The following is an 18,771-nucleotide window of genomic DNA, read 5'->3' as shown; positions in this document are numbered from 1 at the left end:
CGGTAGCAGCACGGGGTTCGACAATCGATAATGATTCCTAATAATATCGGTTTTGTTTGCCACTCTGCCCTGGACTGCCCATGAACGTCGCAAAGGATCCTGCAACCCTTCTGCCTGCCAGCACCCTGAACCTGCGCCCGCTGTTGCTGGCCAACATGGCCTGCACCATGTCGATGATGGCGTTCGTCGCCCTGATCGGCCCGATAGCCCGCCAGCTTGGCATGGCCACCTGGCAAGCAGGCGCCGCCGTGACCGTGGCCGGCGTGGTCTGGGTGCTGCTGGCCCGGCCCTGGGGCCGCGCGGCAGACCGCCTGGGCCGCCGGCGCATCCTGCTGCTGGGCAGCGCCGGCTTCACCCTGGCCTACTGGCTGCTGTGCCTGTTCGTCGAAGGTGCACTGCGCTGGATGCCGGGGGCGACCTTGGCGTTCATCGGCCTGATGATCGCGCGTGGTTGCATCGGCGCCTTTTATGCCGCCATCCCGGTAGGCTGCAATGCGCTGATCGCCGACCATGTCGAGCCGCAACGCCGGGCGCGGGCCATGGCCTCACTGGGGGCGGCCAACGCCGTCGGTCTGGTGGTCGGGCCGGCGCTGGCCGCACTGCTGGCGCGGCACAGCCTGAGCCTGCCGTTCCATATCATGTCGCTGCTGCCGGCCACTGCCTTCCTCGTGCTGTTTTTCACCCTCAAACCACAGGCGCTGCCGCACAGCCACGCCCCCAGCCCGGTGCGGCTGAACGACCCGCGCCTGCGCCGGCCGCTGCTGGTGGCATTCAGCGCCATGCTCAGCGTGACCGTGTCGCAGATCATCGTCGGTTTCTTTGCCCTTGACCGTTTGCATCTGGGCCCTGCCGAAGCGGCCCAGGCGGCTGGCATCGCCCTGACCACCGTGGGTGTGGCACTGATGCTGGCCCAGGTGATACTGCGCCAACTGGAGTGGCCACCGCTGAAGATGATCCGGGTGGGTGCCACGGTATCGGCACTGGGCTTTGCCTGTGGCTCGCTGGCCACCACGGCCCCCTGGCTGTGGGCTTGCTATTTTGTTGCGGCGGCCGGCATGGGCTTCGTCTTCCCGGCGTTTTCGGCACTGGCGGCCAATGCCATGCAGGCCTCCGAACAAGGCGCCACGGCCGGCTCCATTGGCGCCGCCCAAGGCATGGGCGCGGTGATCGGGCCGCTCGCCGGTACCTTGGTGTATGCCCTTGATCCGCGCTTGCCATTCATGGCCGTGGCCGTGCTGTTGCTGCTGGTCGGGCTATGGCCAATGCCGCGTGAGCAGCGGGTTTGAGAAGCACAGCGCGCAAGGGCGCAGAGTGTGTTTTAATGCGCATCGCTCATTATTATTGACACCTCTGATTACAAGGCGGCTATGGACACGGGGACGCGACTCAAACTGGTGCGTGAACGCAACAACCTCTCCCAACGGGAACTGGCCCGTCGCAGCGGGCTGACCAATTCGACGATCTCGCAGATCGAGCAGAATCGCGTCAGCCCTTCGGTCAGCTCCCTGAAAAAACTGCTCGAGGGCATCCCCATGAGCCTGGCGGAGTTTTTCAGCTTCGACGAGCCGGTGCGTGAGGAACGCTACGTATTCCGTGGTGGCGAACAACCCGACCTGGGCCGCAATGGCCTGCGCATGCTGCTGGTCGGCGCCAGCGTCGAAGGCCGCCAAATGCGCATGCTGCGTGAGCTGTACGCACCCGGCGCCGACTCTGGCGAGCCGATCGTGCACGCTGAAGGCGAAGAATGCGGGTTGGTCACCCGTGGCACCGTCGAGCTGTGGGTCGACGGCCAGGTCAGCGTCCTCAATTCGGGCGACGGCTACTACATCCCCACGACCCTGCCGCACAGTTTCAAGAACATCGGCCCGGATGAGGCCGAGATCATCAGCGCCAACACGCCGGCGAATTTCTGATCTTGACGCACAGACCGTCACTGAGCGCCCGGGATGTCTATCAGTGCCTGCGTAATGTGGCCCTTGGCGTGCACCACCTTGAGGTGGCTGCACGCCGCGAGGGTGGCTTGGTCGATGTCGGTATCCAGGGCTGGCAACTGACGTTGGCCTTGGATACTGAAGGCTTGGCGCATTGCGTTCATTGCCAAGCCCCCGGCGGCGAACAGGCCGGGCTCGAGCACTGGCAGCGCTATGGCACCAACCCCACCGACCTGCTCAGCCTGTGGGAGCGCACTCAGCTGGAGAGGCTGCTGGCCCCCTGACGCAGCGCCTCCTCGACAAAGTCCAGGCGGTCCTGGCCGAAGAACATGCCATCACCGACAAAACAGGTGGGCGCGCCAAACACCCCGCGCGCCACAGCGGCCTCGGTGGCCTGCTTTAGCGCAGCTTTTACTTCGCTGTCAGCGGCCAGGGCATGAAAAACCTGCGGGTCGAAGCCTGCCTGCACGAGTGTTTCATTCAGCACAGCGCTGTCGCTCAGGTTGCGGCGCTGTACCCACAGCCCGGTGAACAGCACCGATAGCAATGCCTCGAACCGATCCGGTGAATGCAACTGGGTACCTGTCACGCCGCGCATCAACGTCAGGGTATTGACCGGAAAGCCCGGCGGCACCCCGAACGGCACACCGTAGCGTTGGGCAAAGCGTGCCAGGTCGGTGAACATGTAGCGCCCTTTGGCCGGGATCATGGCCGGCGAAGCATTGCCGGTAGCCTGGAAAACCCCGCCAAGCAGCATTGGCCGGTAGCGCAGCGTAGCGCCGTGGCGGGCACACAGGTTCGGCAGTTGGGTCCAGGCCAGGTAACTGGCCGGGCTGCCCAGGTCAAAAAAGAAATCGACAGACGTGTGCATGGTGACGGTCCTTGCGTGTTAACGGGGGTTTACCAGCGTTCCATCCAGGGGCGCAGGTCCAGCTCGAACGTCCAGGCGTCGCGGGGCTGGGCGTGCAGGAACCAGTAACTGTCGGCAATGTGCGCCGGGTCAAGGATGCCATCCTGGTCCTTGAGGGCATAACGCTCGGGGAAGCTGTCACGGATGAAGGCCGTGTCGATGGCACCGTCCACCACCACATGGGCGACATGGATGTTGCGTGGCCCCAACTCGCGCGCCATGCTCTGTGCCAGGGCACGCAAGCCATGCTTGGCGCCGGCGAAGGCGGCAAAACCGGCTGCGCCGCGGGTACCGGCTGTAGCGCCGGTGAACAGGAGGGTGCCGCGCTCACGCTGAACCATGCGCCGGGCCACCGCCTGCGCGGTGAGGAAACCGGCAAAGCAGGCCATTTCCCAGATCTTGAAGTACTTGCGTGGGGTTTCCTCGAGAATGCTGCACGGCACATTCGCGCCGATATTGAAGACAAATGCCTCAATCGGACCTATATCACGCTCGATAGTCTCCACCAGCGCGGTCACCTCCTCTTCCTTGCGCGCATCAGAGCCAAAACCGTAGGCCTGGCCGCCAGCGGCGTGTATTTCCTCCAGTAGCGGCTGCAGTTTGTCGGCCTGGCGCCGGGTTACGCAGGCAATATAGCCCTCACGCGCAAAGCGCTTGGCGATCTCACCCCCAGTGGCGTCGCCCGCCCCGATCACCAGCACGACTTTTTGTTGTTCTGACATGCCTGCCTCCATGGGTAAATGATCGTTTAGTAAACGAACGCTATGCTATGATCGCGGTCATCGTCAAGCCTGTCTGCCGAGGCATGTGAATGCGCTATTCCAACGAACACAAACAGCAAACCCGCGAACGGTTGCTGGCCAGCAGCGGCGCGCTGGCCAAACGCGGGGGTTTTGCCAGCACCGGCGTGGCCGGGTTGATGAAAGCGATCGGCCTGACCGGCGGTGCCTTCTACAACCACTTCCCGTCCAAGGACGACCTGTTTACCGAGGTGGTACGCCAGGAGCTGAGCAACAGCCCCCTGGCACGCCTGGCTTGCCAAGGCGCCAACCGCGAACGCCTGGGCCGCTGTCTGCAGCAGTACCTGAGCCTGGCCCACCTGCGCAATGCCGAAGGTGGATGCCCGCTGCCGCCGCTGGGTGTGGAAATCGCCCGGGCCGACACGCCGGTGCGTGAAGTGGCTGAGCACTGGCTGGTAGAGTTGCACCAGGCCTGGAGCACAACGTTGGAGGATGAGCAGCTGGCCTGGGTGCTGATAAGCCAGTGCGTAGGGGCATTGCTGGTCGGGCGCATGCTGGCCAGTGAAGGCGTGCAAGCGCAGGTACTGGGCGCCAGCCGCCAGTTTGTCGAACAGGCCCTGCATGAGACGGATTAGTGCCCTGCTGGGTTTGCTATTGGCCCTGCCAGCGCTTGCCGAACAGGCCTGCCCGCCTGGGCAGTATCAAGTGTGCCTGATGGGCTGCTTCTGCGCCCCGATCGACCCAGGCCAGGCCGGGCAGATCCTCAAGGATGTGGAGGTCATGGCCTCGTCCAGCCTGACCTACGCCTTGCGCCAGGCCCGCGACGAAGCCACGGCCAGCGGTGTGCAGCCGATTCCGTTGCATATTCGGGCGCAGCTTGAACCTTGGTATGACTTTGCCGTGCTCGACGCGGCGCGCTTCCGGGTGGGGGATGAGCAACAGATGAGCGCAGCCAATGCGCTATTGCAGAACCCCGATGTGAACGCCGTTACACTGATCGACACGATCATCTTCCGCCGGGCCGCCGATGCCGAGGACAACGTGGCCTTGTGGGCGCACGAGCTCAAGCATGTGCAGCAGTATCAGGAGCTGGGCGTGGAGGCGTTTGCCCGACGCTATACGCGTAACTACGACGACCTGGAGGGGCCGGCCTACAAGATCGAGGCCGAAGTCGACAAGGCGCTGCGCGAGCGTCGTTCAGGCCTGGCCCGCTGATTGGCCAGGGATGTTGGCCAGCAGGGCCGGCCCCTTCGCGGGTGAACCCGCTCCTACAACGGCATGTGTTCAACTCCCGCTGTGTGTCCGCGACCGCGTAGGAGCGGGTTTACCCGCGAATACGGTGGCGGCTGCGACGGTGAACAGCGGGTAGAGATTGGCCAGCAGGGCCGGCCCTTTCGCGGGTGAACCCGCTCCTACGGGCGACCGCGCAGGATGTTCGAATCTTGAGCAAGGCGTTCACCTTGGGCACGTGAAAGGTCATCTGGCAGACAGCTCTTCGACACTGATCTCGCGCATCCGGAACTTCTGCACCTTGCCCGTAACCGTCATCGGAAACGCGTCGACAAAACGGAAGTACCTGGGCACCTTGAAGTGCGCAATCCTTGCCCTCGCCCACTCACGCAACGCTTCCTCACTGACAGCATGCCCCGGGTGCAGGCGCACCCAGGCCACGATCTCTTCACCGTACTTGCTGCACGGCACGCCAATCACCTGCACATCGGCCACCGCCGGATGGGTGAAGAAGAACTCCTCCAGCTCGCGCGGATAAATGTTCTCGCCGCCGCGAATGATCATGTCCTTGCTGCGTCCGACAATACGCACATAGCCCTGCTCGTCCATCACCGCCAGGTCGCCAGTGTGCATCCAGCCCTCTGCGTCGATGCTCTCGGCGGTGGCTTTGGGGTTGTTCCAGTAACCCAGCATCACGCTGTAGCCGCGGGTGCACAGTTCGCCGATCTCGCCACGCGGGACAGTGTTGCCTTCGGCGTCCACCACCTTGCTCTCCAGCCGGGGCTGGGTGCGACCGACGCTGGTCACGCGACGCTCCAGGTCGTCAGCGGCACCGGTCTGCAAGGACACCGGGCTGGTCTCGGTCATGCCATAGGCAATCTGCACTTCGGCCATGTGCATCTCGCCAATCACCCGGCGCATCACCTCGATCGGGCAGGTCGCGCCGGCCATGATCCCGGTGCGCAGGCTCGACAGGTCGAACTCACCACGCTGCGGATGGTCCAGTTCGGCAATGAACATGGTCGGCACACCATACAGCGCAGTGGCTTTTTCCTGCGCCACTGCCCGCAGCGTGGCCAGCGGGTCGAAGGCATCGCTGGGGTAAATCAGTGCGCTGCCGTGGGTCATGCAGCCAAGGTTGGCCATGACCATGCCGAAGCAGTGGTACAGCGGCACCGGCACCACCAGCCGATCGTGCTCGGTAAGGCCCAGGCTTTCACCGACCATGTACCCGTTGTTGAGGATATTGCTGTGGCTAAGGGTGGCCCCCTTGGGGAAACCGGTGGTGCCTGAGGTGTACTGGATATTGATCGGGTCGTCGCAACGCAGTTGTGCCTGGCGCGCGGCCAGGGCCTCGCCGCTGACGGCCTCGGCACGGGCCTGCAATGCGTGCCAAGCCAGGAAGCCCGGCGGTGGCGACAGCGCCAGGCTGACCACGCCACGCAGCTCGGGGAAGCGCTCGCAGATCAGCGCGCCCGGTTGGCCGTTGGCCAGGCCCGGGAGCAGGCCCTGCAGCGTGGCGTGGTAATCGGAGGTCTTGAAAGCATCGGCACAGATCACCCAGCGGCAGCCGGACTGGCCAAGGGCGTAGTCCAGTTCGCTGGAACGGTAGGCCGGGTTGATGTTGACCAGGATCGCGCCAACCTTGGCGCTGGCAAACTGGGTAATGCACCACTCGGCGCAGTTGGGTGCCCAGATGCCAAGACGGTCACCGGGCTGCACGCCCAGGGCCATCAGCGCGCGGGCGTGCTGGTCGACGGCGTCGGCCAGTTGCCGCCACGTGTAGCGCAGGGCCTGATGGTGAACCACCAGCGCCTCACGCTCGGGGAAGCGGGCCACGGTGGCGTCGAAGGCGTCGCCAATGCATTGGGTCAGCAGGGGCTTGTCCTGGTTGCCCTGGGTGTAGCTTGGCTGGGGCATAGGCGTTCTCTTGTTGTTCTTGTGTTTTCTGTGCTGGCTTCTTCGCGGGTGAACCCGCTCCTACAAAAACCTCCACCGGCCTCAAATGTGGCGCCGTCCTTTGTAGGTTTACCCGCGAAGAGGCACACACCGGTTTAGCGAACGAACACCTGCGGCGTCGTGGTAGACATGTCACCACCCGGCAACTTGATGTTCTTCACCTTTTCCAGCGTATCCGGGTTGAACACCGCCAGGTCATTGAAGGTGCCGCCCAAGTAAAGCTTGTCGCCCTTCTTGTCGAACGTCACGCAGTAGTAGGTGTGCTCCAGATTAGCCGCCTTGATCAGCTTGCGCTGTTTGATGTCGTACTTGGCCAGGCGGTTGAGCACGCCGTAGATCTGGTTCGGGTCCTTGGGCGAGCGCAGGCCGGTGAAGTACAGCTCGGTCAGGTCGGCGAACTCCTGGGTGTGGGTCTTGCCGGTCTTCAGGTCGATGCTCAGGTAGCCATACAGCGGTTCGGCGGTGGCCGGGTCCTGCTTGTCATCCTTGAACTTGGCAATGGTGTACAGCATGGTGAACTCATGGCGCGGGCTCTGGTGCGGCCAGAAGTACAGCACATCCGGGGCGCTGTAGCCTTTGCGGTTCCAGTTGCGCAGCGGCAGGGCTACCGAGTATTTGCCGGTCTTCACGTCCATCTTGTAAATGTCCGGCCCGGCAACGTACAGGCTGCCATCGTCGGAGGCGCGCATCAGGTACACCTGGCGCGGCATCGGGAAGCTGCGTACGGGCTTGGCCTGAAGACCATCGGCGGTGCTGAACACCTCCAGCCGGGGTGGCTTGACCACGTAATGGTCGTTCAGCCTCTGGGTCGGGTTGACCGTGGCATACACCTCTTTGCCGTCTGGGCTGATGGCGAACGAATAGATCGACCGGCCGACTTCACCGGCTACGCTGGACAGGTTGGCGTGGAAGGTGTTCTTGCAAGTGTCCAGGTCGATGCCGTAGATGTCGCCGTAATGGTTGTTGAGCACGTAGGCGGTGCGATTGTCCGGCGCCATCATTGCGGTGCCAGGGCCGAACTTGTCCGGCATCCGGCAGCTCTTGTAGACCGTGTCACTGGCCACATCGACTACATGCAGGTTGTTCGGGTAGTTGGTCACGATCATGTATTCGTGGCCAGCCTTCAGTGCCGGGCCAGTGTCGTCGGCCTGTGCCAGCCCGGCGCCCATGGCGGCGATGGTGAGCGCCAATGGCGCGCAGCGTCCAGCTTTCATGCGGTTTCCCCTTGTCATTCTTGTTGGGCCGTCACTTGTCTTTCGGGAACACGGTGCCGAGGTTGCGCCAGTCCTCTGCCGAGTTGGTCGCCTGGGCGTTCCAGTCCTGGTAGGTGCTCATCATGTCCGGCACCTGGGCCGGCCACCAGCAAGGGTCGGAACAACCATAAAGGTCGGCCTCCATCGGCTGGCACAGCGAGCTCACGCCGCCAAAGGCGTCCACCTCCCAGCCGGGGTCGGTAGTGGCCGTGCAGCCGGCCACCGCGCTCATTGCCATCACGTCTTCGACACGGTCTTCGGCGGCGGCCTGCTCCAGGATGCGCGCCTTGTTGTTCAGGGGCTTCAAGTGCTTCATGTCAATGCGCCTTCCGCGGGGTGATGTAGCGATCGATGAAGGCCGGGTTGGCGGCCATGATGCGGCTGTAGACTTCAATGCCGAAGTCCACCCAGTCGCGCATCAGTTCGCAGTAGTGATACGTCGGGTGCTGCGGGTCGCCGTAGCGCGCATAGCTTTCGTGGTAGCAGCCGCCGGAGCACAGGTTGCGGATACGACAGCTTTCACAGCCGGTGTTGCTGCGGTCCAGGCGCTGCGACAGGAAGTCGTTGAGCTGCACCTGCTTCACGCCCTGGTGCACGTTACCGAAGGTGGGCAGGCTGGAGCCGGTGAAGCGGTGGCACAGGTTCAACTCACCTTCGTGGTCCACTGCCAGCATCTTCAACCCGGCGCCACACGGCAGGGCCTTCTTGTGGCCTTCGTGGATGTCGGTGATCAGCTGATGCAGGTTGGAGAACCCGATGTTGCGGTGCTCCAGTGCCGCCTCCAGGTAGCGCCGGCCGAGCGCCTTCATGTTGGCGAAGACTTGCACCAGCTCGTCGCCAGTGAGGTTGAAGTCGGCCATGTCGCCAGAGGTAACCGGGGCAAAGCCGACCTCGGCGAAACCCATTTCGTTGAACAGGTGGTTCCAAATGGTTTCAACGTCAGTAATGCCACGGGTCAGCGTGACCCGCGCGCCCACCGGCCGGCTGGTGTAGCGCGACAGCAGCAGGTCGGCCTTGCGCCGCACCACGTCATAGGTGCCCTGCCCGCCCACGGTGATACGGTTGCGGTCATGCACGGTCTTGGGGCCATCGATGCTGATCGACAGGCCAAAGCGGTGGGCGTTGAGCCAATCGATGATTTCTTCGGTCAGCAAAGTAGCGTTGGTGGTCATGATGAACTCCACCTGCTTGCCCGCTTCGGCGAACCGCCGCTCGCAGTAAGCCACCATGTGTTCGATCAACGGCCGGTTGGACAGCGGTTCGCCACCGAAGAACACCACGCTGTAGCGCTGCTCGTTGGGTGATTCCTTGAGCAGCATCTCCACCGAGGCTTCGGCGGTGGCGGTACTCATCTTCTTGCCGGCGGAAGGCTTGTCCAGGTCTTCCTTGTAGCAATAGGTGCAGCTGAGGTTGCAACCGGTGTTGACGTTGAGCACCACGGTGTTAAGTGCGGTGCGCTCGACTTGCCTGAGGGCGATTTCCGGGGTCAGCGGCGAGCCGTCGCTGACCAGCTCCAGCGCGATCAGCTCGCGCAGGGTGTCCTGGATATCGTCGCCGGCAAACTGCTGGCCAAGGCGCTGCATCAGCTCCTCGGCCGAGCAGCCTTGCTGGCGCAAGGTGTCGATGATGCCGCCGGTCACCGCGTCAGCGGTGAACAGCGAACTGCTGGGGATATGGAACAGCATGCGGTCGGCATCAACCTGTACTTCGTGCAGGTTGCGTTCGACCAGGTTCAGTAGTACGCCCATGGCGACCTCCCGATAATCGATCCGTTGGAAAACCGTTGCAGCCTGCCGTTACGGCAGCGGCGGGTTATTCCAGCGCTGTACGGTGACGATCATGTGCCCTTCGCCGGTCTGGCCACCGTCGGCCAGCGTGGCGATGACCTTCAGGTTACCGGCGTTGTTGGTCATCATCTTGCGCTCAGGGTTGGGTCCGGCACCGCCTGGCACGAACACACCGTCGGCCTGCATCTGCCCGGCGAACTTGACGTCTTCATCCTCGACAGCACGCTCGTTGAACGGCTCGACCTTCCAGCTGGCCGGCAGGTAGCCGATACGCAGCGGCTGGCCATTGGCATCCTTGCCCCAGGCTTCGGCCTCGAAACGCCCCTGCACTTTCGGCACGGAGGCACCGTTCTCGCCAATGCGCGCGATGGAGAACGCCGGCACGACCTTCACTTCATCGACTTTGTCGTAAACCGCCAGGTTCACGCCCTTGAGCGCACCTACCGCCACCTCGCGCAGCCCTGGCCTGGCATCGGCCGCGGCACGGGCCTTGACCCTTACCAGGGTCGGGGTCTGCTCCAGCACTTCGGTCACTTCCACCCCGGCGCCCAGGTCCGGCTTGCCAGTCAGGCCGCTGCCAACCAGGGTGATTTCGCTTTCGCCTCCGGCTTTGATGAACGCCGGTTGTACCGCCAGCAACTGCGCCTTGCCTTCTTTTACGGCGCTGAAGTCCAGGCCGCGCTCATCGTGATCGGCTTCGAACATACGGCCTTTCATTTCGCCATCCAGCGCGGCGAACACCTGACGCAGGTTGGCATCGCCAACCTTCACATTGCCCCGCCATTCATAACCGTTGTACAGGATGGCCGAGCCGCTGCCGTTGAACGGTGTACCGTCGGCGTAAGCGCCCTTGACCTCGACCTTGAAGGTATCGCCCTCTCCGGCCGTGACGCTCATTACCCCACGTACATCGCCCTTGGCCAGCATATGGCCGCTGAATGCCCACTGCCCCGGCAGTACGTCCGCCTTGGGTTTGGCCTTCTGCCATGCGTCCCAGGCCGCGCTGTCCATCGGGAAGCGCTTGGCAAGGTCCGGCACCACTTGCTGCAGGGCGATCGGCAGCCAGTCGCGGTCACGCGCCTGGGCCTGGTATTCAAGGGACGGCCATTGGCCAAGGTGGAAGTGGACCAGGTGTTCCCACTCCTTGGCCGGGCGCCGTTGCAAGGCGACACGGGCACCCGAGTGGCAACGGCCACAGGTCTCGCTGAGCTGGGTGTCGAAGTGCTCGACGGTATTGAGCCGACGCTCCATGGCGTAACGCACGCCATCGGTTTCGCTGGGCGCCAGGCCCTGTTTGTCGGCCAGGTATTTGACCAGCGTGCGACGGTCGTCGTCGCTGATCTGAAGGCCATGCATCACCTGCATGCGGGCGATGCTCATCAGCCAGCCTTCCGGCGTCTTGCGCTGGTGGCTGATGCGGCTATAGGTGTCGTTGCCTTCGGGGATATGGCACCCCATGCACTTGTTCTGCAACAGGCTCGGGCCCTGCTCGGCCGCCATGGCCTGGGTGCTCAGCAGCGCGGCGGCGACCAGCGCCAGTTTGCCCGCATGCCGCCGGAGTCGAGTCGTCTTCAAGGTCAGACCTCCACGGTTGTTGTTCTTATCGTTTTCGCACGCTTTGGTACAGCAGGTGTGCATGTGACGGTTGTGATACAGGAACTGTGCCAGTTAGGGTAAAAGCGTTTCCTTTCAACCCTTTAAGCGGTTTTCGGGGCTTGGCCAGGAGCCGGGATGGCCATTTGCAGCGTGCCATTTCGCGACAGGGTGTTTCATGTTGAGACAGGGCCCGCGAAGAGGCCGAACAGCCACTGTTTCACCACCGTCTCACACCGTCTCAATGTGCAACAGCGCAACCTGGCAAACGCTGCCTTGCGCTCAGGCAAAACCCAACGCCCACAACGCTTTGCGGCCATCTGCCCAGGTTGGCACGGCCATTGCGCCAGTGCCCGTCACATCCAATGACAAGAGGCACAGCCCCATGCTTTCCGAACTGCCCATCCTGCCCGCCACCCGCGCCTTTCTCGAACGCAAGCTGAAGATGCGCATCGGTGCCGACTGGCAGGACGCCGCCAGCGGTCGCACCCTGTCGTTCCGCAACCCGGCCACCGGCGAGGTGCTGGGTGAAGTGCCGGCCGCCGAGGCCGAAGATGTCGACCGCGCCGTGCGCGCTGCGCGCCAGGCCTTCGACGACTCGCCCTGGAGCCGCATGCGCCCGCGCGAGCGGCAGAACCTGCTGTGGCGCCTGGCCGACCTGATGGAGCGCGATGCGCGCCAGCTGGCCGAACTGGAATGCCTGAACAATGGCAAGAGCGCCGCCGTGGCCCAGGTGATGGACGTGCAACTGGCCATCGACTTCCTGCGCTATATGGCGGGCTGGGCCACCAAGATCGAGGGTAGCACCGTCGAAGCGTCCATGCCGCTGATGCCTAACGACCAGTTCCACGGCTTCGTGCGCCGCGAGGCAGTGGGCGTGGTGGGCGCCATCGTTGCCTGGAACTTCCCACTGCTGCTGGCCTGCTGGAAGCTAGGCCCGGCACTGGCCACCGGCTGCACCGTGGTGCTCAAGCCTGCCGATGAAACCCCACTGAGCGTGCTCAAGCTGGCCGAGCTGGTCGACGAGGCCGGCTACCCGGCCGGCGTGTTCAACGTGGTTACCGGTACTGGCCTGAACGCCGGCGCCGCGCTCAGCCGCCACCCCGGCGTAGACAAACTGACCTTCACCGGCTCCACCGAGGTCGGCAAGCTGATCGGCAAGGCGGCCATGGATAACATGACCCGCGTCACCCTGGAACTGGGCGGCAAATCGCCGACCATCGTCATGCCCGACGCCAACCTGCAGGAAGCCGCAGCCGGTGCGGCCACGGCGATCTTCTTCAACCAGGGCCAGGTGTGCTGCGCAGGCTCGCGGCTGTATGTGCACCGCAAGCACTTCGACAATGTGGTGGCCGACATCGCCGCAATTGCCAATGCCATGAAGCTGGGCAACGGGCTGGACCCGGCGGTGCAGATGGGCCCGCTGATTTCAGCCAAGCAGCAGGACCGCGTCACCGGCTACATCGAGCTTGGCCGCGAACTGGGTGCAACCATCGCCTGCGGGGGTGAAGGTTTCGGGCCTGGTTACTTCGTCAAGCCGACGGTGATTGTCGATGTGGACCAGCGTCACCGCCTGGTACAGGAAGAAATCTTCGGGCCGGTACTGGTGGCGATGCCATTCGATGACATCGACGAAGTGATCGGCATGGCCAACGACAATCCCTACGGCCTGGGTGCAAGTATCTGGTCCAACGACCTGGCCGCCGTGCACCGCATGATCCCGCGCATCAAGTCCGGCTCGGTGTGGGTCAACTGCCACAGCGCGCTGGACCCGGCGCTGCCGTTTGGTGGCTACAAGATGTCTGGCGTTGGTCGTGAGATGGGCTCAGCGGCCATCGAGCACTACACCGAGCTGAAATCGGTGTTGATCAAGCTCTGATCCTTTTTCCTGTACCGGCCTCTTCGCGGGTGAACCCGCTCCTACACCCGGTATCACGTGCCTTGTAGGCGCGGATTCACCCGCGAAGAGGCCGGTACAGGCGACACAAAAACAACAATAAAAACCATGGAGCAAACCCATGAGGCACACACTCGCCTGCACATTGGCCCTGCTGTTAACCGCCCCCGCCAGCCAAGCCTACGAGCTGTACAACCACGATGGCACCACCCTCAACGCCAACCTCGAAGCCCTGTTCGGCGTCTTCCACAGCGACGAAAGCTTCAACCAGGCCGGCAACCGCCAACCCGGCAGCACCGCCTGGCAGGAAGGCTACGTCAAATACGGCCTCAGCGGCAGCCAGACCCTGGCCGATAGCGGCACCCTCTACGGGGCCTTCAGCCTGCTCAGTTCCGCCACCTGGGGCGATGGCGACGCCGCCGGCCTGACCCTGGGTGACGAACGCCGCACCGCCATCGAAGACCTGTATTTGGGCTGGCGCTCGGCCAACCTGTTCCCGGCGCTGGGCGAAGATGGCGTGGACATTTCCGGTGGCCGCCAGGTCGTCACCCTGGGTGATGGTTTTCTGATCCAGGGTGACCCGGTCAACCTGGGCAAGGTCGACCTGGGGGCCAACTTCGATCGCGGCGGTGCCTACTACCTGGCCGCACGCAAGGCCTTCGACCGCACCGCCGTGCTGCGCCTGGGTGGCAACCAGGGCTGGCGCGGTGACCTGATGTGGTTGAAGTCCGACAACCATTACCAGGCCGACACTTCCCTGGCGGTCGCCAACCTGGAGCACGTCGCCGATACCGGTACCGTCGGCCTGAGCTGGATCCGCGGCCTCGACGTGGACCAGCGCTACGCACAGATCATGGGCCTGGAACACCGCGACGGCATGGACACCGCCAGCCTGCGTGGGCGCGGCAACCTGGGCGTCAAAGACCTGGAGCTGGCCGCCGAGTATGTGACCCAGGACAAGACCGACGGGCGCGAGAATGCCTGGTACCTGGAGGGCAACTGGACCTTCTCCCAACTGCCCTGGTCACCCACCGCCACCTACCGCTACAGCCGCTTCTCCGAAGGCTTCGACCCGCTGTTCTATGGCCTCAGCCGGGGTTACGGCACCTGGTTCCAGGGTGAAGTGGCAGCCAACTATGCCGGGCCCTTCAACAAGAACAGCCAAGTGCACCATGTAGCGCTGAAAGGCAAGCCACGGGACAACCTGACCGTCGGCGCGCTGTACTTCGACTTCGACACGCTGGACACCGACCAGGGCAACCTTGGCGGGCGCGAGCTGGACCTGTATGTGGAATGGATGGTCAACGACCACCTGCTGATCAGCCCGGTGGTGGGGTTCTACAAGCCGGAGCGCAGTGCGGCCAATGGCGGTACGCAGTTGGGCGGGCGGGATACCGGGACTTACCTGCAATTGATTGTCGGGACCTTTTTCTGACCTGCAATAGCGGGGCGCGGCGCGCCCCTTCTGCACCACCGCGCTTGATCAAATTTGATCATCAAGCCTGCCAAGCTGCATGAATTCTCACCACCTTAACCCGCTCTAACCCGCGTAAATCAGGCCTTTCAGGGCTTGGCACAGGCTGTGCAAAAAGATCCTCGCGAGCCAACGCTCGACCATAAAAACAACACATCGAGGCCTGTTCATGAACACCACCCTGAAGCCAAGCATTATCCAACTGCCGCCTGAGCCCCATGCCGCCATCGTCGACCGCTACGGCCTGCATGGCGGGCACATCGGCACCGGCGAAGATGAATCGCCCTGGGTCCCGTTCGGCGATTGCGCCGCCATACGCCACCTCAGCTTCGATGTGCGAACCGGCAGCGTATGCAACATTCTCTGGGTCAAGGGCGGCGGCCGCATCGGCACCCACCGGCACCGCGCAGCGGTGTCAGCAGTAACGCTGGAGGGCACCTGGGGATATTACGAGTACGACTGGGTATCGCGGCCCGGCAGCTTTGTCTACGAAACCCCAGGCACCGCCCACACCCTGTATTCCGATGACCCGCAAGGCATGAAGGCACTCTTCTGGATTCACGGGCCCATCGAGTTTTTCGACGAGCACGGCCAGCACACCGAAACCACCGACGTGTTCTGGTTCATCAACCATTACGTGAGCCATTGCGAAAAACACGGGCTGCCGATCAATCAGGCGTTGTTCCTGTGAGCGGGTGTAGCGGTCAACGGACAGGGAGGTGCTGATGAAATACTGGGAACGATTTGCCGTCGAAGGCTTGACCTGTGTGGTCACCGGCGCCGCCAGCGGCATTGGCCTGGCCTATGCCGAAGTAATGGCCGAAGCCGGGGCACAGGTCACCCTACTGGACCTGGACGCCGAACGCCTGCAGGAACAGGTAGCGCGCTTGACCGCGCTGGGTTTCGCCGTGCACGGTGAAGTGGTGGACGCCACCGATCGCCAGGCGATGTATGCCTGTTTCGAACGCATCGGCGAGCGCTATGGCCGACTGGATGTTGTGTTCGCCAACGCCGGCATCGACGCTGGCCCCGGCTTTCTGGACAGCGAGGGCCAGCGCTGCGCTGAAGGCGCACTGGAGACGTTGGACGAAGCGCACTGGGACAAGGTGCTTGCAACCAACCTCACCTCGGTGTTCACCACCCTGCGTGCGGCAGTGTGCTTGATGAAACCGCGTGGCCAGGGCCGCATCATCGTCACCACTTCCAATGCCGCGATCATAAATGAAGCCATCGTCGGCACCCCCTACATGCCAGCCAAGGCCGGCGCTGCGTCACTCGTGCGGCAGGCCGCGATGGAACTGGCCCGCTACGGCATCAACGTAAACGCGATCGCGCCTGGCCCGTTCGTGACCAACATCGCCGGGGGCCGTTTGCGCAACCCGGCCGACCGTGCGGCCTTCGCTCAGCGAGTGCCGCAACATCGGATCGCCTCCACCGAAGAAATCAAAGGCCTGGCCTTGTTCCTGGCCTCACCGGCCTCGGATTACGTCACGGGCGCGCAGATCGTCATCGATGGCGGGCAGATGCTCGGCCGGGTGGACTGAGGAGGCGATGATGCAAGCAATTCTGTTCAAGGGCCTGAACCAGCCCTTGCAATTAGGCACAGTTGCGATGCCGGTGCCCGCTGCCGACGAAGTGCTGATAGAGGTGTGCCGCTGCGGCATCTGCGGCAGTGACCTGCACATGACCCAGGACCCTGCTTTCGATATTGCCCCAGGTAGCGTGCTGGGCCATGAATACAGCGGGCGCGTAGTTGAATGTGGCAAGCAGGTAAACAACCTGAAAGTCGGCGATGCCGTGGCCGTGGCACCTTTGCGCGGTTGTGGGCAGTGCGCCAGTTGCCTGCGCGGTGAGCCTGCCTGGTGCCCCGCGTTCAGCTTGCAGGGTGGTGGTTTTGCGCAGTGGGCGACTGCCAAGGGCCACCAGTGCCGGGTAATTCCGAGCAGTGTCGGGCTCAAGGACAGCGCCCTCGCCGAGCCCCTTGCCGTGGCTTTGCACGGGGTGATGCGGGCAGGGCTCAAGCCTGGCGCGAAGGTACTGATTCTGGGCGCAGGGGCTATCGGCCTGGCAGTGGCCTACTGGGCCAGGCGCTTGGGTGCAGCCACCGTCGCCATCACCGACTTGGGCGATTGGCAGCGCGAGCGCGCCTTGCATCTTGGGGCGACGCACTTTCTGGTAGGCGACGGCGCACTGCCGGCGTGTATTGCTCAAAACCTGGGCAGCGCGGCCGACATCGTTTTCGAGTGCGTCGGCCGCCCAGGCCTGATTGCACAGGCTATCGACCATGTGCGCCCACGGGGCACGGTTGTGGTGCTTGGGCTGTGCACGGTCGCGGACAGGTTCATGCCGTTCCAGGCAGTGTCCAAGGAGGTGAACCTGGTCATGTCGGCGTTTTTCAACATGGACGAGTTCTGCGCCGCTGTAGATGTGCTGGACGGCCCGGATGCCACCCCACTGACGATGGTCAGCGAAACGGTGTCGCTGGCCGAAATGCCCCTGGCATTCGAAGCCCTGCGCCAACGCCAGCATCAATGCAAGGTCATGGTTGCCCCCCAGCAGGCCTGATCCCTTCAGCCATCACCGGTAAAAACCTCCCGCTTCGGCGGGAGGTTTGCGTTCAGGGCCTACAAACCGAGCGCGGAACCGAGGTTGTACATGACCTCCAGGGCTATTACCGCACCGTCGCCACTCACTGGCGCGCTGGGGTTGTAGAAGTTGTCCGGGTTGAAGATGTACTGCACGCTGGGCTCCAGTGCGAGGTTGCGGGTGACTTGCCAGTGCGTGTTCAGCTCGATGCGTGATACACCTCGACGCGTACGCTCATCGCGGCCGGTGGCAAGCAGCCGCGCGTGCTCTTGCCAGGCTGCCTGGCGCGCACCCAGGCGCAGGTAGCTGGCCTTGAGGTTGAGCGTATCCTGCGGCCGACCGAACGGGCCAAGGCGGGTCACACCAACTTCGGCGAAATGGGAAAAAGGCTGCATGTCATCGGCGCTCCAGGACCAGGCGCCAAACACCTGCCAACCCCGCTCGGGCACGGCGGCCTCGCCTTCTCTGGCCAATGTCTGGCGGAACTTGAACAGCAGCCCATCGCTCCCCCTGCGCAAGCGGCCGTCCATGGGGTCGATCTGTTCGCCGGTGTTATGAAAACCGTTCAGTTCGTAATGGTACGCATAAGGGTCCTGGGTAAAATCCGCTTTCGCCCCTACCCCGGCCAGCCAGGTGACACCGCTGGCGTCACCCGGGTCCCAGTCAAACCCCTTGGTACGTTTGAAGTAGTGCTGGGGGTTGGATTCGAACACCCCGCTGTGCAGGTAGTAACCTGAATCGAAACGGTATCGGGTGTAGCCACCCCAACTGCCGTAGGGGTACGGCAGGATACCGGTGGAGTTATCGATGACCGGGTCGTTGCAGGTGATCACGTTTTCACAGTTGGCCATGTAGAAGTGCTGACGGGCATTGCTGCGGCCCACTGCCAGTTCCAGGCGGTCCTGCAACAGGCGCTGGTTCCAGGTAAAGCGAGCCAGGTAGCCGGTATCGATGTCGTTGTGCATCGGTGCCCCGGCAAAGAAACTCCCGGCCTTGCCCTGCCAACTGTCCTGGGCGGGCTGCCCCTCGCCACGCATGAACGGGAAGAACACGTACTGCAGGTTGAACGATGCCCCGGCGATGTTGGCCAATGCATCAAGGTCGCCCTCGACTCCGGCAAACACGTTGCCGCTGTTGGCATAGTGGTAAGGGTCAGGGCCGGTATACAGGTTTTTCACCGACAGGTTCCACACTTGCAGGTCCAGCTTGATCGCCTCCTGTGCGTGGGCAGCACACGCAAAGGCGGTCAATGCAATGGACAAGGCGGTAACGCGAACGCCAGGCACCCAGGTGCCGCTCGGTTGAGCATTCATGATGCACTCTCTGTTTTTGTTGTTATGAAGTGCGACCTGAAACTACCGCTTCAGGAAGTCGCGCCTGGTGCATCGCAAGGGCTGTGCCAGCCCCCTGG

General features: G+C 63.3%; 18 protein-coding genes. 10 read left to right on the top strand and 8 right to left on the bottom strand.

Annotated features, from left to right (window positions below):
* Window positions 1–80 precede the first annotated feature (80 nt).
* The 3 genes from BJQ17_RS08535 (at window position 81) to BJQ17_RS08525 (ending at window position 2,215) form a co-directional block, all read left to right on the top strand.
* Entirely contained in the window at window positions 81–1,286 is a 1,206-nt protein-coding gene (locus BJQ17_RS08535; protein WP_070095892.1) for an MFS transporter, read from the top strand.
* Window positions 1,287–1,367: 81 nt separating this feature from the next.
* Window positions 1,368–1,913, top strand: a complete 546-nt coding sequence (locus BJQ17_RS08530; protein ID WP_003248033.1) for a cupin domain-containing protein — start codon at window positions 1,368–1,370, stop codon at window positions 1,911–1,913.
* 2 nt (window positions 1,914–1,915) lie between these two features.
* On the top strand, window positions 1,916–2,215 hold the full coding sequence (locus tag BJQ17_RS08525; protein ID WP_012052548.1) for a hypothetical protein: 300 nt from the start codon (window positions 1,916–1,918) through the stop codon (window positions 2,213–2,215).
* Here the strand turns inward: BJQ17_RS08525 and BJQ17_RS08520 are convergent.
* Both BJQ17_RS08520 and BJQ17_RS08515 read right to left on the bottom strand, forming a co-directional pair.
* Window positions 2,188–2,802: a 2-hydroxychromene-2-carboxylate isomerase gene (locus tag BJQ17_RS08520; protein WP_003248019.1), complete on the bottom strand. Its 615-nt coding sequence runs from the start codon at window positions 2,800–2,802 to the stop codon at window positions 2,188–2,190. The two genes, BJQ17_RS08525 and BJQ17_RS08520, sit on opposite strands and share 28 nt — an antisense overlap.
* 29 nt (window positions 2,803–2,831) lie before the next feature.
* Window positions 2,832–3,563 (bottom strand): SDR family oxidoreductase, encoded by a 732-nt coding sequence (locus BJQ17_RS08515; protein ID WP_014859932.1) that lies wholly within the window; start codon window positions 3,561–3,563, stop codon window positions 2,832–2,834.
* A gap of 89 nt (window positions 3,564–3,652) precedes the next feature.
* On the opposite strand from BJQ17_RS08515, the gene BJQ17_RS08510 reads away from it, so the two are divergent.
* Both BJQ17_RS08510 and BJQ17_RS08505 read left to right on the top strand, forming a co-directional pair.
* The gene (locus BJQ17_RS08510) at window positions 3,653–4,216 is read left to right on the top strand and encodes a TetR/AcrR family transcriptional regulator (protein WP_070095891.1); all 564 of its coding nucleotides are present in this window, start codon (window positions 3,653–3,655) and stop codon (window positions 4,214–4,216) included.
* On the top strand, window positions 4,203–4,796 hold the full coding sequence (locus BJQ17_RS08505) for a DUF4157 domain-containing protein (RefSeq protein ID WP_014859933.1): 594 nt from the start codon (window positions 4,203–4,205) through the stop codon (window positions 4,794–4,796). Before BJQ17_RS08510 ends, BJQ17_RS08505 begins: the two co-directional genes overlap by 14 nt.
* Before the next feature lie 261 nt (window positions 4,797–5,057).
* Here the strand turns inward: BJQ17_RS08505 and BJQ17_RS08500 are convergent, their stop codons facing one another.
* The 5 genes from BJQ17_RS08500 to peaA form a co-directional block, all read right to left on the bottom strand.
* Complete coding sequence (locus BJQ17_RS08500; protein ID WP_003248011.1) at window positions 5,058–6,731, bottom strand: fatty acid CoA ligase family protein; 1,674 nt, start codon at window positions 6,729–6,731, stop codon at window positions 5,058–5,060.
* Between the two features lie 134 nt (window positions 6,732–6,865).
* A complete protein-coding gene (gene peaD / locus BJQ17_RS08495; RefSeq protein ID WP_003248009.1) occupies window positions 6,866–7,984 on the bottom strand; it encodes a quinohemoprotein amine dehydrogenase subunit beta in 1,119 nt (372 codons plus the stop codon).
* 31 nt (window positions 7,985–8,015) lie between these two features.
* Window positions 8,016–8,339 (bottom strand): quinohemoprotein amine dehydrogenase subunit gamma, encoded by a 324-nt coding sequence (qhpC, locus tag BJQ17_RS08490; RefSeq protein ID WP_003248007.1) that lies wholly within the window; start codon window positions 8,337–8,339, stop codon window positions 8,016–8,018.
* A gap of 1 nt (window position 8,340) precedes the next feature.
* Entirely contained in the window at window positions 8,341–9,771 is a 1,431-nt protein-coding gene (peaB, locus tag BJQ17_RS08485) for a quinohemoprotein amine dehydrogenase maturation protein (protein ID WP_014859936.1), read from the bottom strand.
* Between the two features lie 48 nt (window positions 9,772–9,819).
* Window positions 9,820–11,385 carry a quinohemoprotein amine dehydrogenase subunit alpha gene (peaA, locus tag BJQ17_RS08480; RefSeq protein WP_070095898.1) on the bottom strand — a complete coding sequence of 522 codons (1,566 nt, stop codon included), beginning with the start codon at window positions 11,383–11,385 and terminating at the stop codon, window positions 9,820–9,822.
* A gap of 403 nt (window positions 11,386–11,788) precedes the next feature.
* Here peaA and BJQ17_RS08475 point away from each other — a divergent pair, with 403 nt between their 5' ends.
* The 5 genes from BJQ17_RS08475 to BJQ17_RS08455 all read left to right on the top strand — a co-directional run bounded on the left by BJQ17_RS08475 (window position 11,789) and on the right by BJQ17_RS08455 (window position 17,339).
* Window positions 11,789–13,282: an aldehyde dehydrogenase gene (locus BJQ17_RS08475; RefSeq protein WP_003248002.1), complete on the top strand. Its 1,494-nt coding sequence runs from the start codon at window positions 11,789–11,791 to the stop codon at window positions 13,280–13,282.
* A 139-nt stretch (window positions 13,283–13,421) separates the two neighbouring features.
* Window positions 13,422–14,735 carry a hypothetical protein gene (locus BJQ17_RS08470; protein ID WP_070095890.1) on the top strand — a complete coding sequence of 438 codons (1,314 nt, stop codon included), beginning with the start codon at window positions 13,422–13,424 and terminating at the stop codon, window positions 14,733–14,735.
* A 208-nt stretch (window positions 14,736–14,943) separates the two neighbouring features.
* Window positions 14,944–15,465: a 2,4'-dihydroxyacetophenone dioxygenase family protein gene (locus tag BJQ17_RS08465; protein WP_004575243.1), complete on the top strand. Its 522-nt coding sequence runs from the start codon at window positions 14,944–14,946 to the stop codon at window positions 15,463–15,465.
* A gap of 34 nt (window positions 15,466–15,499) precedes the next feature.
* Window positions 15,500–16,318: an SDR family NAD(P)-dependent oxidoreductase gene (locus BJQ17_RS08460; RefSeq protein WP_004575242.1), complete on the top strand. Its 819-nt coding sequence runs from the start codon at window positions 15,500–15,502 to the stop codon at window positions 16,316–16,318.
* A gap of 10 nt (window positions 16,319–16,328) precedes the next feature.
* Window positions 16,329–17,339: an alcohol dehydrogenase catalytic domain-containing protein gene (locus tag BJQ17_RS08455; protein ID WP_004575241.1), complete on the top strand. Its 1,011-nt coding sequence runs from the start codon at window positions 16,329–16,331 to the stop codon at window positions 17,337–17,339.
* Window positions 17,340–17,398: 59 nt separating this feature from the next.
* Here the strand turns inward: BJQ17_RS08455 and BJQ17_RS08450 are convergent, their stop codons facing one another.
* Window positions 17,399–18,673: a carbohydrate porin gene (locus tag BJQ17_RS08450; RefSeq protein WP_070095889.1), complete on the bottom strand. Its 1,275-nt coding sequence runs from the start codon at window positions 18,671–18,673 to the stop codon at window positions 17,399–17,401.
* Window positions 18,674–18,771 lie beyond the last annotated feature (98 nt).

The sequence above is a fragment of the Pseudomonas sp. NBRC 111139 genome, assembly GCF_001753955.1.
In the GTDB taxonomy this organism is placed as follows: Bacteria; Pseudomonadota; Gammaproteobacteria; order Pseudomonadales; family Pseudomonadaceae; genus Aquipseudomonas; species Aquipseudomonas alloputida.
The sequence above is the reverse complement of the archived record's forward strand: the minus strand, read 5'-3'. Positions and strand labels throughout refer to the sequence as shown.